General features: G+C 61.2%; 11 protein-coding genes and 2 pseudogenes. 4 read left to right on the top strand and 9 right to left on the bottom strand.

The features are described 5' to 3' along the window. Window positions 1–131 precede the first annotated feature (131 nt). The 3 genes and pseudogenes from AB7G19_RS14140 to AB7G19_RS14130 form a co-directional block, all read left to right on the top strand. Window positions 132–521, top strand: a pseudogene (locus AB7G19_RS14140) (tetratricopeptide repeat protein); the annotation flags it as partial. Between the two features lie 395 nt (window positions 522–916). Then, entirely contained in the window at window positions 917–1690 is a 774-nt protein-coding gene (locus tag AB7G19_RS14135; protein WP_354126555.1) for an outer membrane protein, read from the top strand. Window positions 1691–1753: 63 nt separating this feature from the next. Further along, window positions 1754–2062 (top strand): addiction module antidote protein, encoded by a 309-nt coding sequence (locus tag AB7G19_RS14130; protein WP_354095672.1) that lies wholly within the window; start codon window positions 1754–1756, stop codon window positions 2060–2062. Window positions 2063–2156: 94 nt separating this feature from the next. On the opposite strand, the gene AB7G19_RS14125 is transcribed toward AB7G19_RS14130, so the two are convergent. The 3 genes from AB7G19_RS14125 to AB7G19_RS14115 are packed head-to-tail and all read right to left on the bottom strand — an operon-like array spanning window position 2157 to window position 4759. Continuing rightward, the gene (locus AB7G19_RS14125) at window positions 2157–3071 is read right to left on the bottom strand and encodes a hypothetical protein (protein WP_354095671.1); all 915 of its coding nucleotides are present in this window, start codon (window positions 3069–3071) and stop codon (window positions 2157–2159) included. An 11-nt stretch (window positions 3072–3082) separates the two neighbouring features. Further along, window positions 3083–4441, bottom strand: coding sequence for an MBOAT family O-acyltransferase (locus AB7G19_RS14120; RefSeq protein ID WP_354095670.1), 1359 nt, complete (start codon window positions 4439–4441; stop codon window positions 3083–3085). 60 nt (window positions 4442–4501) lie between these two features. Then, entirely contained in the window at window positions 4502–4759 is a 258-nt protein-coding gene (locus tag AB7G19_RS14115) for a hypothetical protein (protein ID WP_354095669.1), read from the bottom strand. 2058 nt (window positions 4760–6817) lie between these two features. Here AB7G19_RS14115 and AB7G19_RS14110 point away from each other — a divergent pair. Further along, window positions 6818–8110 (top strand): annotated as a pseudogene (locus AB7G19_RS14110) (caspase family protein); the annotation flags it as partial. 173 nt (window positions 8111–8283) lie between these two features. Here the strand turns inward: AB7G19_RS14110 and AB7G19_RS14105 are convergent. The 6 genes from AB7G19_RS14105 to AB7G19_RS14080 all read right to left on the bottom strand — a co-directional run bounded on the left by AB7G19_RS14105 (window position 8284) and on the right by AB7G19_RS14080 (window position 14147). After that, entirely contained in the window at window positions 8284–9402 is a 1119-nt protein-coding gene (locus AB7G19_RS14105) for a cobalamin-independent methionine synthase II family protein (RefSeq protein ID WP_354095668.1), read from the bottom strand. Between the two features lie 19 nt (window positions 9403–9421). Further along, window positions 9422–10138: an ABC transporter ATP-binding protein gene (locus AB7G19_RS14100; protein WP_063982182.1), complete on the bottom strand. Its 717-nt coding sequence runs from the start codon at window positions 10136–10138 to the stop codon at window positions 9422–9424. Beyond that, a complete protein-coding gene (locus tag AB7G19_RS14095) occupies window positions 10131–10886 on the bottom strand; it encodes an ABC transporter ATP-binding protein (protein ID WP_135214497.1) in 756 nt (251 codons plus the stop codon). Before AB7G19_RS14095 ends, AB7G19_RS14100 begins: the two co-directional genes overlap by 8 nt. Beyond that, entirely contained in the window at window positions 10883–11911 is a 1029-nt protein-coding gene (locus AB7G19_RS14090) for a branched-chain amino acid ABC transporter permease (RefSeq protein WP_354130729.1), read from the bottom strand. The genes AB7G19_RS14095 and AB7G19_RS14090 overlap by 4 nt, the downstream gene beginning before the upstream one ends. A gap of 8 nt (window positions 11912–11919) precedes the next feature. Further along, window positions 11920–12789 (bottom strand): branched-chain amino acid ABC transporter permease, encoded by an 870-nt coding sequence (locus AB7G19_RS14085; protein WP_354130728.1) that lies wholly within the window; start codon window positions 12787–12789, stop codon window positions 11920–11922. A gap of 167 nt (window positions 12790–12956) precedes the next feature. Continuing rightward, complete coding sequence (locus AB7G19_RS14080; protein WP_354130727.1) at window positions 12957–14147, bottom strand: ABC transporter substrate-binding protein; 1191 nt, start codon at window positions 14145–14147, stop codon at window positions 12957–12959. Window positions 14148–14236: the final 89 nt, after the last annotated feature.

The following is a 14236-nucleotide window of genomic DNA, read 5'->3' as shown; positions in this document are numbered from 1 at the left end:
AGCGTCGTAGCAAACTCTGCCCACTGAGGGAATACCCTCCCCCGCTTTACCCCACGTCCAATGACGAGAGCGTGAACCCCGGCGCACCGCCGGGCAACAAACAAGCGCTTCTCCTTCAAGGGACCACCGCCATGCGCCGCCTGCTCGTCGCGCTCTGCCTGCTCACAGCACATCTGTGGGCCGCGCCCGCCTTCGCGCAGGCGCGCAGCCAGCTCGGGCCGCTCTGCACCACCGACACCACGCCGCCAGACCGGATGATCGACGCCTGCAACAAGATCGTCGCGCTGAAGGTGTTTCGCGGCGAGCAGCTCGCGACGATCTATTTCTGGCGCGCGGTGGGTTGGAACAAGAAGGGCGACTCTTCGAAGGTGATCGCCGACACCACCGAGGCGATCCGGCTCCAGCCGAGCCAGGCGGTCTACAATCTCAGGGGATCGGCCTATTACGACAAGGGCGACTAAGACATCGCGATCGCCGATTTCGACGATGCGCTGAAGCTCGGCCCGCCTGATGGCACCATCTTATCCCCGCCACGCGCGAGCTGAAGGCGCACCTGGACGCGTTCAAGGAAGCGAAGCCCGGTGCACTGGTGATGCTGACGCCGACGGGAAAGGCCTACGCCAAGCGCTATTTCAACGAACACTGGCGCGAAGACTGCGACAAGGTCGATGCCATCGTCGGCAGGTCGCCTTAAACTTCGCCATCTTAAATGGCGGTGGCCCAAATTCTCTGTGCACGTTAGTAGTCATTAAGTTCCCAACTATCTAACAAATATTAGGAATTCACCGTCCACCTTTGGCAAAAAGTGTTGTAGGGCGGCTACAGCAATCTCCTGCGAGCCGCATACACTTGGCCAAGTAGTTGGGCGAATACACCGATTCATTGAACTTGTAATTCATTCTGGGGAGACACGCGCATGAAAGTGCTTTTTGCGGCTGCGGCCGGAACGTTGGCTCTGGCTCTGGCGGCACCAGCCAGTGCGGCGGACTTGGCCGCCCGGCCGTACACCAAGGCTCCGCCGCCGATGGTCGCCACCATCTACGACTGGAGCGGCTTCTACATTGGCGTCAACGGTGGTTACGGCTCTGCGCACACTTGCGCGGATATCGTCGCGATCGGCGCGTTCCCGATTGTTCCGGCTGCCGCCGACGGGTGCCACAACGCAACTGGAGGCACGGTTGGTGGTCAGATCGGGTACCGGTGGCAGTCGGCTAACTGGGTCTTCGGCGTCGAGGGCCAGGGCAACTGGGCCGATTTCACCGGCCGCAACATCGGCCTCTTCACAGGTACCGATAATCGCAGCCGCATCGACGCCTTTGGATTGATCACGGGCCAAGTGGGCTATGCTTGGAATAATGTTCTCCTCTACGTAAAGGGCGGTGCGGCGGTAGTTGGAGATCGCTTTGACGCCTACGTTCCGCCTGGTTTCGTCGGCGCCGGTACGCTCCTGGCTTCCTCACGCGACACCGCTCGTTGGGGCGGTACGGTCGGCGCCGGGATAGAGTTCGGCTTCGCGCCGAATTGGTCGGTGGGCTTCGAATACGACCATATCTTCTTGGGACATCACGACACCGTTTTCACCGATCGGGCGGGAGTTTCTTTCGCCACGGCTCGCATCGGTCAGGATGTCGACATGGGTCTGGTTCGCGTGAACTACCGTTTTGGTGGCCCGCTCATCCCAAGGTATTGAGTAGCTTCATTCAAACAACAAAGGCCGGCTCAAAGAGCCGGCCTTCTGCTTTGGGAGGCTCAAGTGACTAAGACTTACCGGCCAGTCATCCCCTCGAAACTCGCCGATGAGCTGAACCAAGCATTCGCATCAGCTGAACCTCACAGAATCTGCGGGGCGATCGGACAGGCGCTCAAAGATTTCAACATTTCGGAGATCTCAAGGGAGGCCGGGCTGCAGCGTACCAGCATTTATCGTGCTTTCGGCAATGAACAGCTTCCGAATTTTTCAACCGTTTTGGCGGTGCTCACCGCAATGGGCTTGCAGCTCAAAGTAACGCCGAAGCGGGGCGCCCATAAGCGAGTTCTCATCCAGCCGGGCCTCCTTGAATAGATCAACACTACGGAGGCTCCGCGAGGGAGCGCAACTGCCGCAGATCATTCCGCGCAGGATATCGATTTCGAGCTGCGCGAGAACCTGCGGGCTGCTATCGAGGCCCTTCCGAATGGCCCAACTCTTGGACGGCCTTGACCGTTTCCTTCAGGTCGCCATCAGAGCCACCGGATACAGAGTTCTCAATAGACTTTTCAATTGATTGCGAAACCAGCGCGGCGGACCGCTCGTCGAGGTGGACTCCGTCCGTCCACCGCAATTGCGATGGGTCAACATTTATCGGCAGCCAAGAGGCTGTGTTTGGAAAGGCCTCTGATGCCATTTGTGTGCTGAACATAGCAAACGGAGTGGCTTCGTACTGAAGTGAGTAAGGCACATGGAACAGCAGGACTTTGACGCCCCTGGACTCGAGCAGCGCCTTGTATTTCCGAATGTCGGACAATCCGCGACGAACTGTATCGATCGGAGGTAGTACTGCCGCGTCGTTTATCGCAAATTGAACAAGATCGGAATCGACGCCGTCCGACGGCGGCTGAGCAATTAAACGATCGACCGCGGACCTGACTTGTTCTTTTTTCAAGGAAGGGTGCATCAACGTTTCGTAGTACGCCGCAGCAGAGCGAACGGGCCGAAAAGTCGAGAAAGTTCTATCATTCACTCTGCCGATGAAACTGTCGTCCAAGCTGCGATTTAGAATGTTCGCTTCGACAAGGACCAGTTTTGGCGTCGGCGCACCTGCGATAATCGCCATGCCTGTTGCGGGAGACCCTCCAGCCAGCGACAGGTTCTCTATATCGTCGGACCGAAAGTAATTTTCGGATAACCTGAATGTCAGAGAGCTGCCCACCAATACGGTATTGTGCGTCCGTCGGTTGAGGTATTTGGCCGCTACCGCATAGTTTTGAGATTCGGTGGTCGTGACTATCGTATGAACGTCATAGTTGGCGCCCAGTCTAAGCGCGGCGATTGCCACAACAGCCGTGGTACCGAATTTGATCATCCAAAACATCGATGGCGCCTCTAGAATTGGAAGTAAATGAAGGCCGACTCTGGACCGGCCTCGGCATACGCCAAAGCGACGAGTGCGCCGTAGGCGAACGGTTCGATCGCTCTAGCGAAAGCGCCTTGCGGTTGGCGCAGCAGAATGAAGTGCTGAAGAATGACGGGCACCGAATAAGCCAGCGCCAGGGTCCGATATATCTTCGGTGGGTTCTGGATAGTGCTCTCGGTAAAGAGCCCGGCGAAATAACTCGCTGCATGGCCAAAATCAGGGAGCTTGAAGAATATCCAAAGCATCGACACGGTGAGAAAGACGATCCCAGCACGGACCACCTGAAGAGCGGGTGACTTGACGCTGTCCAGCTTGTCGAGAAATGGGCGCTCAACCGCCAGCAGGACGCCGTGCATCAAGCCCCAAACCAGGTAGCTAAGGCCTGCCCCGTGCCACAGACCACCCAGGCCCATAACAGCTACCAGGTTGAAGTAAGTGCGAGCCGGACCGTGTCGGCTTCCGCCCAATGGAATGTAGAGGTAATTCCGAAGCCAGCTAGACAGTGAAATGTGCCAGCGATGCCAAAACTCAGCGATCGATCGCGAGATGTATGGCCTGTTGAAATTATCAGGCAAACGATACCCGAACAGCAACGCAAGGCCGACCGCAATCGACGAGTAGCCGAAGAAGTCGGCATAGATCTGGAAACTGTACAGGAAGATCAGAAGCCATTTGTCGCCAGTCTTCACCGTTTCAAAGAGAGGGTGCGCCATGTAGGACGTCATCTCATTTAGATTGTTGGCGCAGTAGAGCTTGAAGAAATATCCAAGCACCAGCCAACGCGTGGTCTCCGCGAAAGGCACCTTCGAGATCTGCTTCACCTGGATCTGTGGGAAAAAGTTCCGAGCCTGCGTGATCGGCCCAGAAATCAGTTGGGGGAAAAAGATCACGTAGAGGAATATCTCCCAGACCGTCGCCGACCGACCTTGCTTTGGAAGGTCGACCAAGAGGCTGATGTTATGGAAAACGAAAAACGAGATGCCGATCGGCAGCGGAAGGTTCAGCAGGAAGTCGGTAACTGCACTGCCCGATGCGATAGGCGTGGCAACGAACAAAAACTTGTATTTGAAGAAAGCAAGTAGACCGAGATTGAAGACGATGCCGTACTTGGCCCAGGCGCGCCTCCGCTTGATGGACAAGGCTAAGAACGCCCACGTTCCAACGACAGCAATCATGAGCAATGGCAGCAGTTCTGGCTGACCATAGCCGTAGAAGAACAGACTGGCAGCGATCAGCACATACACCTGCAGCCTTCGGATAAACGGCAGGTAGTAGATGGCGAAAACGACGCCGACGAAGGCTGCGAATTGCCAGGAGGTGAAGGTCATTACCAGGGCGTCATCGATGAGGGGATTGCGGCTTTTAGGTGATTAAGGACGTTCTGCCAACTAGCCGATCTTGCGGAAACAGCCCAGCGGGCCAGCGAAGACAGCTATCCTCGACGGCACAAAGAGCGTTAGCGACGGCTTCGCCAGCATGGCGCGCGTAAGCTCGTCGAGCTCGCAGCCAGCGTCGAGGCGGTGCAGGACGGCCGGATCTACATCGAGCGGATCAATGCCCCGTTCTTGTTCAAGCTGAAGGGCAGTGGCAGCGAGTTCGGCTCCGGGCTCAAACACGCGGTCGAGCGCGGCTGGCTCCAGCTGCACGAGAGCGGGACTTATGTACGCTTGCTAGGCCCGGGCAACGGCCCACTCACTCAATAGATCAGCGTAAAGGACAACCAGCCCGAGAGAAGCGCGCAGAAACCAATTCCCACATAAGGCAATGCAAGGCGCATCGGGTATTCCCTCCGAGACGCGAATATGCCGTCAGTCTTTCATGCCGGCCGGCCGTCGACAACGAATCTGAAGTTGTATCCTCGCGCTTCGTGCGCCGCGCGGCACCTGCAGAATGAAAAAGGCCGCCAACTGAGGCGGCCTTACTGTCGGTGCCTGCGCTCGGCCCGAGCATCGATATAGATAATCACCGCGAATGTGGCACCCACTGCCAAGACGCCGACCGAGGCAGTAATCAACAGCACCGTCATCATCGCCGGGTCAGTATCCCTGCGTGGGCAGGGTGCCGGCAATTCACGATTGATTAGCGTCTGGTACAAACTAGGACACAGGCTAAATAAACTTAGGACCAGTGCCCGCCAACGGAGGCGGCGTCAAATCATCAGGATCAGCCAGACGATTAGGCCAGCGTTCACGGTGCCCGCGGTGACAATACCTGCCTGAATAAGTCGCTCGGCCATGGTGTCACCCCCGATTGAGAGGATACCATGCGCTCAATCAAAACGAGCGTCTATGCGGATTATGCCAGAACCCGGAATTTTCGGTAATATATGACGGCGTGTTCCGCCCGTGAATACACCGTATGGTTGACCCAGAACAAAACAGGCCATTTGTCGCTTCTAGGCCACTATCGCCGGAAACAGGCCAGCGCAAAGATTGTGTGAAAACAAAATGCGCCCATTTTGGAGAATGGGCCCGCCAGCTATCGGTTCGTCTTGGGAGGCAAGAACGGCGGCGAGCCCGCCATAGACGGTCAGATCGATCTTGAGCACAAGAAAAGGCCGTTGGGTTGAGCGCCTGCATTGCCTAAGACGTTACCAGGGAAGCTTAGCGATCGCGTAGGCAACAAACGCGAGAAACGCAATCCAACCGAACGACACGCACCAAGACCTAACCGCACGATACGTGCCGACGTCCCGCGCAGCACGGCTCACAGCGATAGAATCATCCATACCACCCCCAAAGCGCTGAAGATCGACAGCCCGACAAAGCCGAACCGATAAATTCGTTCCGCCCAATCCATAGGCGTCCCCTGCTTATGCAACCTGTAGTGATTCCCATATCGTGCTTGGTTGTTCGGGAAAAGGAAGTAACGTTGACCTAAATGCAATTTTCGGCGAACCGTGGTCCGCTCGCGCTGGCGGGTCGTCAGGTTGTCATGAGCATAGGAAAGACCGGCAATCGGTTCTGTCCACTTTCACACAAAGCGGTCTGAGGGAGTCGCCTTCGAATACGATGTTTGGGCCTGCGCATGCGGACCCGGGGTAATTGCGTCACCGTCTCCGCCGATCAATCTTACTGTGGCCAAGGAAGAACAAACCGGCCAGCACGCCAATAGCGGCGGGTATGATAAGGCTGAGACAGTCCATGACGCACCGCCTCTCAGCAAAGGAATCGCCCGTTCGATAAAACTGACGGGCCTTCGGCTATCGAGGATTTGCGTCCTTCGCGGCCGGCAGACTTGGTCGGGGCTCATTAAGATCACGAGCCCAAGGGGCAGCCGAATGGGCCGCCTGCTTAGACCTGGCCTGATCAATGCTCGGACAAGCCGAGGTAAGCGATCCGAGAACGACCACACACGCTGCTTGATATCGTCGCCTGAAAACTCATTCCCGATGCCCGCTCACCGACCTTGTTAGCCGGCTGGAGTTGGTGGCGTGAAGTGGACATGATAATGCGGCCGGCGGGCGAGCCACGCTTTGATCTTGGGTGTCTTGTGGGTGGCGTAATTGATCCCAGCGCCCTTTTATGTGACGAACTTGCATTCCAGATGACTAGCACGGGAAATCGGCGCCGACACCCCGATCTACATCTGCCAGACGGTTGCCTCCTCGTGAGTCCATGCGGCGTACAGTGCGCGGACTTCCTTCAGCAGCCGTCCTGCGCGCGCAACAGGAAGGCTGAGCAAGTGATCAACATTGCTGAGGGCGCGGCAAGGGCGACTACGCCAAGGCGATTGCCGACTACGATGCCACGATCAAGCTGCAGCCCAAATCGACGTTCTCGTTCCAGAATCGCGGCATCGCGAAGGAGGCGCTCGGCGAGCTCGACGGCGCGCTTGCCGACATCAACCAGGCGATCCGGCTCGACCCGACACTGCCGCAGCCGCTGATCAATCGCACCGCGATCTGGCGCGTGCGGGGCGATCTCGATCGCGCCATCGCCGATGGCAGCGAGGCGATCCGGCTTGCGAAAGAAAAACCGCCCGTCAACATCATGACGCCGCCGAACAGCGTGCTGATCTCCGGCTATGTCCACCGCGCGCTAGCCTATGAGGCGAAGGGCGACTACGCCCAAGCGCGCGACGACTACAAGGCGACGCTGGCGATCGTGGCTTCCGATGCCGGCAGCAAGGCCAACCAGGCCACCGCCAAGGTGCGGCTGTCACTGGTGATGGATGCGCTCGCCCCCATCCCGCGCGATACGCCGTCACCGGCGCCGCAGCCGGCCCCGCAGCAAACGGGCGCGGCACCTGCGCCCTCGCCGGCCCCGGCGACGCCTGGCAAGCGCCTCGCACTGGTGATCGGCAATGGCGCCTACGCGCATGTCAAGGCGCTGCCCAATCCGGCCAACGATGCGCGCGCCGTCGCCAGGAGCCTGCGCGACATCGGCTTCACGGTGTCCGAGGGCATCGATCTCGACCGCGCGGCGATGCAGAAAGTGACGCGCGACTTCCTGCGCGAGGCGGCGCGGGCGCAGGTCGCGTTGGTCTACTATGCCGGCCACGGCGTGCAGGTCGACGGCCGCAACTATCTCATTCCCGTCGACGTCGAGCTCAAGCCGGGCGCGGGCATGACGGAGGCGATGATCGATATGGACACGATCATGGCCGGCCTCGACGACCAGGTCCGCACCAACATTTTGATCTTCGATGCCTGTCGCAACAACCCGATGGCGCAGCAGGTCGCAGCCGCCGGCACCAACCGAGGCATCGAGGGCGCTTCGGGCCTCGCAGCTCCAACGAGCCTGGGCGCCGGTGCAACGCTAGGCGCGGGGACGCTGATCGCGTTCGCCACCGCGCCGGGCCAGGTCGCGCTCGATGGCGAAGGCGCCAACTCGCCGTTCTCCGCCGCCCTCTCCCGCCATCTCGGCACGCCGGGGCTGGAGGTGCAACAGATGCTGACGCGCGTACGGGCGGAAGTGGTCTCGAGCACGAAGAACAAGCAGGTGCCGTGGTCGAACTCATCGCTGCTCGGAGAGGTTTACCTGGCGGAGAAGTGAGGGCGGGTGAGCGCACTAGTTTTCAAGGGTGCGACGCTGCCCGCCACTCACTCGGTGTCATCGCCCGACTTGATCGGGCGATCCAGTAATTCGAGACGCCAGTGATTCACCGAGAAGACGCGGCGTACTGGATTCCCCGCTTCGCGGGGAATGACAGCGGCCACGTGGCGAACCTAGTTGCCCCACACTTCCTTCGCGATCTCGACTGCAAGCCCGAGCTTGGCCCACTGCTCTTCCTCGGAGAGGATGTTGCCTTCCTCGGTCGAAGCAAAGCCGCACTGCGGGGACAGCGCGAGCTGTTCCAGCGGCGCGAATTTGGCGGCCTCTTCGAGGCGACGCTTGATGTCGTCCTTTTTCTCGAGCTCGCCGAACTTCGAGGTGATGACGCCGACCACAACGACCTTGTTGCCCTTGGGCAGGAAGCGCAGCGGCTCGAAGCCGCCGGCGCGGTCGCTGTCGTATTCGAGGAAGTAGCCATCGTAATTGGTGCCGGCCAGCATGGTCTCGGCCACGGGCTCGTAGCCGCCCGAAGAAATCCAGGTCGAGCGGAAATTGCCGCGGCAGACATGCGTCGTCACCACCATGTCGGCCGGCTTCTCGGCCAGCGCGTAATTGATGACGCGCGCATAGATCTGCTGGAGACCCTCGGGATTGTCGCCGCGCTCGCGCGCCTTCTTCAATTCGTCCTGCGAACAGAGATAGGCCCACACGGTGTCGTCGAACTGAAGATAGCGGCAGCCGGCATCGTAAAACGCCTTCACGGCCTTGCGGTAGGTCTTGCCGAGGTCTTCGTAGAACGCGTCGAGATCGGGATAGACGTCCTTGGAGATTGCCTTGCGGCCGCCGCGGAAGTGCAGCACGGCCGGCGAGGGGATCGTCATCTTGGCGGTGACGTGGGCCTGGTCGGCGGACTTCTTCAGGAAGCGGAAGTGATCGAGCATCGGATGGTCGTCGGGGAAGTCGAGCTTGCCGATCACGCGGACCGCGTCATGCCGCGTCTCGACACCCGCGAACTGGATGCCCGTGTCCGGGTGAAACATTTCGCAGCCCGTGAGCTTGGCCAGGAAATCGAAATGCCACCAGGAGCGGCGGAATTCGCCGTCGGTCGCGAGCTTCAAGCCGATCGAGGCCTGCTTGTGCACGACCTTTTCGATCTCCAAGTCCTCGATCTTGCGCAGATCGTCGACCGAGATCTCGCCCTTCTCGAGCCTGGCGCGGGCTTCCTTGATCTTCGCGGGACGCAAGAGGCTGCCGACCTCGTCGGCGCGGAAGGGGGCTTTGGTTCGCTGCATTTTCTACTCCCGGGATATTTTAGTGGGCCGCCGCCCCTGCGACGCCGAGGTGGCGCTCGAGGACCGACGGGTCGGCCTTCAGCGCGGCGCTCGGGGCGTCGTGGACGATCGTTCCGCGCTCCAATATCACAACACGGTCGGCGAGCCCCAGAATCTTTTGCGCGTTCTGCTCGACGATGATCGAGCAGATGCCGCCCGCCCGGGTGATGGTGCCGATCGCCTTCAGGAGCTCCTCGACGATGATGGGGGCGAGGCCCTCCGTCGGCTCGTCCAGCAGCAGGACTTTGGGGTTGAGGGTCAGCGCCCGGCCGATCGCCAGCATCTGCTGCTCGCCGCCGGAGAGCTGGTTGCCAAAATTGCTCCGCCGCTCCTTCAGCCGCGGGAACATCTCGTAGACCCTCTCGACCGTCCAGGGGCCGGGCTGCGCCACCGCGGTCATGTTCTCTTCCACCGTCAGCGAGCGGAAGATGTTGCGCTCCTGCGGCACCCAGCCAATGCCGGCCCGCGCCCGCTGATCGGGCCGCAAGCTCGTCACATCGGTGCCGGCGAGCGCGACCGAGCCGGAGAAGCGGCGGGTCACGCCGACGATGGAGTTGATCAGCGTGGTCTTGCCGGTCCCGTTGCGGCCCAGCAGCGCAAGCACCTGCCCCTCGGCGAGGCGCAGAGACATGTTGGGCAGCACCACCGCCTCGCCATAGCCGGCGCGAAGTGCGTCGATCGCGAGCAGGTCAGACATTGACCGCCTCCTCGCCGAGATAGACGGCCTTGACCTGCGGGTCGCGCGCGACCACGTCGGGCGGACCTTCGGTGAGCAGCGCGCCCGAGACCAATACCGAGATGCGGTCGGCGAAGGAAAAGACAAGGTCCATGTCGTGCTCGATCAGGAGCACGGTGACGTCGCGCGGCAGGCTGCCTACGACCGCAAGAATGTCGTGGCGTTCGCTCTCGGGCACGCCGGCGGCGGGCTCGTCGAGCAGCAGCACGCGGGGCTTGGCGGCGATCGCGACCGCGATCTCGAGCAGGCGTTGCTTGCCGTAAGGCAGCGTCACAGTCTCTTCGTTCATGACGTCGAGCAGATGGAAGCGCCTCAGGAGATCGGCGATCTCGCCGTTGACGTCGCCCCGCGTGCCCATCCGCCGCCACCAGTCGCCGCCATGGCCGAGGCGCTCGGAGACGGCGAGGCCGATGGTTTCGAGCGGGGTCAGGTCGGGATAGAGCTGATTGATCTGGAAGGTGCGCGACAGGCCGCGCAGCACGCGCTTGTGCACGGGCAGATCGGTAATGTCCTGGCCTTCGAGCAGGATCCGGCCCGAGTTCGGCTTCAGCACGCCGGTAAGCTGGTTGATGACGGTGGTCTTGCCGGCGCCGTTCGGGCCGATCAGCGCGTGGCGGGCGCCCTGCTCGATCTTGAGCGACAGGTCCCGCGTCACGCGCAGGCCGCCGAACTGCTTTTCGAGATTTTGGGTTTCGAGCGCGATGGTCATGCGTCGCTCTCCGGCACGGCAACGACGGCCTTGCGTCCGGCAACCTGTTTGATGACCAGGTTCGGCACGTACAGCACCCAGCGATGCAGGCGCTGGCGGCCGACCAGCACGATCACGACCAGCACGAGACCGATCCAGAACTGCCAATATTGCGGGGTGATGGTGGAGAACAATTCCTGGAGCATACGGAACACCACCGCGCCGACCAGCCCGCCGTAGAGATAGCCGGTCCCGCCGATCACGAGCACCAGCATCAAATCGGCCGAACGCTCGAAAGCGAACACGTCGAGGGAGGCGATCGCCGTGGTCTGGGTGAAGAGCGCGCCCGCGATGCCGGCATAGAACGCCGCGAGCGTGTAGATCGCGATCAGGCGGCGGTTGACGGGGATGCCGATCGCGGCTGCGCGCAGCGGATTGTTCTTGATCGCGCGCAGCGACAGCCCGAACGGCGAATGCACGACGCGGCGAGCGAACAGGAACAACAGGAACAGCACGGCCAGCGAGTAGAAGAAGCCGGTCTTGCCGAACATGTCGAACGAGATCTCGCCGAAGATCGGCTGCATCTCGATGCCCTGAAGGCCGTCGGTGCCGCCGGTGATGTTGGAGAACCGCTCGGCGAGCGCCTCAAGCAGCAGCGCGATGCCGAGCGTCACCATCAGCCGGGTCAGGTCGACGCCGCGGATCACGAGGAAGCTGGTGGCGAAACCCAGCACCATCGCGGCAAGGCCGGCTACGATCAGCGCGAGCACGGGCTCGTTGATGATCCCATGCAAGGCGAGAAGCCCGGCGGCGTAGGCGCCGACGCCGAAGAAAGCGGCGTGGCCGAGCGAGACGATGCCGGCATAGCCGAGGATGAGATCAAGCGACATCGCAAACAGCGCCAGCCGTAGGATGTCGGTCATGATCAGATAGCGCGTGGGAAATGCGAAGCCGCAGGCCAGCACGACGAGCCAGAAGGCGACTTCGCCATAGTGCCAGCGCGCCTGGCGCTGGGCGTGATAACCGACGTCGGAGGAAGCGCTCATCGGCGGCCTCAACGCGCGGCCGTACGGCCGAACAGGCCGTTCGGGCGCCAGATCAGGATCACGATCATCATGGTGTAGATCACGAAGGGGCCCATCTTCGGCACGTAATATTTGCCGGCGACGTCGCCGATGCCGAGCAGGAGCGAGGCCAGGAACGGCCCGGTGATCGAGGATGAGCCGCCGACGGTGACGACGATCAGGAAGTAGATCATGAACTTCAGCGGGAAATACGGATCGAGGCCGAGGATTTCGGCGCTCAGCGCGCCGCCGAGGCCGGCGAGCCCGCAACCGAAAGCAAAGGTGAAGGCGAACACCTGCGGCACGTTGATGCCGAGCCCGCTCGCGGCACGGGGATCATCGACCGCGGCGCGCAGCCGGTTGCCGAAACGGGTCTTGGCCAGCACCATCTGGAGAGCAATGGTGAGCAGGCCGCAGATCACGATGATCATCAACCGGTAGCGGCCGATGCCGACGCCGAACACGTCGAACTGGCCCTGGAGCGCGGCCGGCAAATTGATGAACACCCGCGACGAGCCCTGGATGTAGTCGACGGCCGCGACCGACATGAACGTGAGACCGATCGTGAACAGCACCTGGTCGAGATGGCTGCGCGCATAGAGATGGCGGTAGAGCGTTCGTTCGAGCACGATGCCGATGGCTGCTGCGGAGACAAAGGCGAGCGGCAGCGCGGCGAAGAACGGCCAGCCCATCCGGTTGACCAGGACCATGCAGACATAGCCGCCGGCCATGGCGAAGGCACCGTGGGCGAGGTTGACGAAGTTCATCAGGCCGAGCGTGACCGCAAGCCCGCAAGCGAGCACGAACAGCAGCATGCCGTAGGCAACGCCATCGAACAGGTTGGTGAGGATAGAGGTCATCGTCTCAGCTTAGAGTTATCGTCATGGCCGGACTTGTGCCGGCCATCCACGTTCTTGTCCGGGCTTTGCATGGATGCCCGGGACAAGCCCGGGCATAACGCAGAGTGTGGCTCACGAGATCCCGGGTTCGCGCTAATGCGCGCCCCGGGATGCCCCGCTTTCGCGGGTCACTTCTTCGTCTTGCCGAGATCCTTGACGGCTTCGAAGGTCGCAAACTCGACATTGTAGAGCTCGCCGTCAACCTTCTCGACCTTGCGGATGTAGATGTTCTGCACGATGTCGCGGGTCTCGGGGTCGATCGAGATCGGGCCGCGCGGGCTTTCCCACTTCTGGCCCTTCATGGCTTCGACCAGCTTGGTGCCGTCGGTATCGCCGTTGGTCTTCTTCAGCGCCTCGTAGATGAGGTGGATGCCGTCATAGCCGCTCACGGCCATGAAGCCCGGACGGTTGCCGAAGGCCTTCTTGTAGGCCGCGACGAAATCCTTGTTCATCTGCGAGGGATGCGCCGCGGAATACAGATGCGCGGTGACCGTGCCGAGCACGGCATCGCCCATGTTGTTGAGGAGGTCGTCGTCGGTGACGTCGCCCGGTCCGATCACCTTGATGCCGGCCTTGTCGAGGCCACGCTCGGCATACTGCTTCATGAAGTTGCCGCCCTGGCCGGCCGGCACGAACACGAAGATCGCGTCGGGCTTGGCGTCCTTCATGCGCTGGAGGAACGGCGCGAAATCGGGATTGGCGAGCGGCGTCTTCACCTCTTCGACCACCTCACCGCCGCCGGCGGTGAAGTTCTGCTTGAAGAAGTTCAGTGCGTCGTTGCCCGGCGCGTAGTCGGAGGTGAGCGTCGCCACCTTCTTGATGCCGTTCTTCACCGCCCAGTCGGCGATGATGGTCGAGGACTGCGCCAGCGTGAAGCTGGTGCGCACGATGTAGGGCGAGCGCTCGGTGATGATGGAGGTGCCGGCCGCCATCACGACTTCCGGGATCTTGGCCTGGGTTGCGAGCGGCGCGGCCGCGAGCGCGGCTGGCGTCACGCCGAAGCCGGCGATGAAATTGACCTTGTCGTTGACGATCAGCTCCTGCGCGGCCGTCTTGGTCTTGTCCGGAATCGCAGCGTCGTCCTTGAGGATGATCTCGACCTTCTTGCCGGCGACGGTGTCGCCCTTCTGCTGCATGTAGAGCTTGATCGCGTTCTCGATCTGCTTGCCGGTCGAGGCCTGGCCGCCGGTCATCGGTAGGATCAGGCCGACCTTGACGGTGTCCTCGGCCTTGGCCGGCACGATGGCCGCGAGGCCGGCGATGGCGGCCGCTGCTGCGGTCCAAGAGACCTTATAAGAAAACGTCTTCCGTTCGAACATCAGATGTCCCTCCCCTTCATTCCTGACCTCTTGTGCGCCGGACCGAGTGCCCGGTCCTTGACTCAACCTTAGCTCACGCACGCGCGATG

This window comes from Bradyrhizobium sp. 215_C5_N1_1, from assembly GCF_052075935.1.
GTDB classification, from domain to species: Bacteria; Pseudomonadota; Alphaproteobacteria; order Rhizobiales; family Xanthobacteraceae; genus Bradyrhizobium; species Bradyrhizobium barranii.
This window is presented reverse-complemented; position numbering and strand designations above follow the sequence as displayed.

Coding starts and splice junctions, on each gene's coding strand:
- AB7G19_RS14135 (WP_354126555.1), top strand. CDS start 917: ATGAAAGTGCTTTTTGCGGCTGCGGCCGGAACGTTGGCTCTGGCTCTG.
- AB7G19_RS14125 (WP_354095671.1), bottom strand. CDS start 3,071: ATGTTTTGGATGATCAAATTCGGTACCACGGCTGTTGTGGCAATCGCC.
- AB7G19_RS14120 (WP_354095670.1), bottom strand. CDS start 4,441: ATGACCTTCACCTCCTGGCAATTCGCAGCCTTCGTCGGCGTCGTTTTC.
- AB7G19_RS14105 (WP_354095668.1), bottom strand. CDS start 9,402: ATGCAGCGAACCAAAGCCCCCTTCCGCGCCGACGAGGTCGGCAGCCTC.
- AB7G19_RS14100 (WP_063982182.1), bottom strand. CDS start 10,138: ATGTCTGACCTGCTCGCGATCGACGCACTTCGCGCCGGCTATGGCGAG.
- AB7G19_RS14095 (WP_135214497.1), bottom strand. CDS start 10,886: ATGACCATCGCGCTCGAAACCCAAAATCTCGAAAAGCAGTTCGGCGGC.
- AB7G19_RS14090 (WP_354130729.1), bottom strand. CDS start 11,911: ATGAGCGCTTCCTCCGACGTCGGTTATCACGCCCAGCGCCAGGCGCGC.
- AB7G19_RS14085 (WP_354130728.1), bottom strand. CDS start 12,789: ATGACCTCTATCCTCACCAACCTGTTCGATGGCGTTGCCTACGGCATG.
- AB7G19_RS14080 (WP_354130727.1), bottom strand. CDS start 14,147: ATGTTCGAACGGAAGACGTTTTCTTATAAGGTCTCTTGGACCGCAGCA.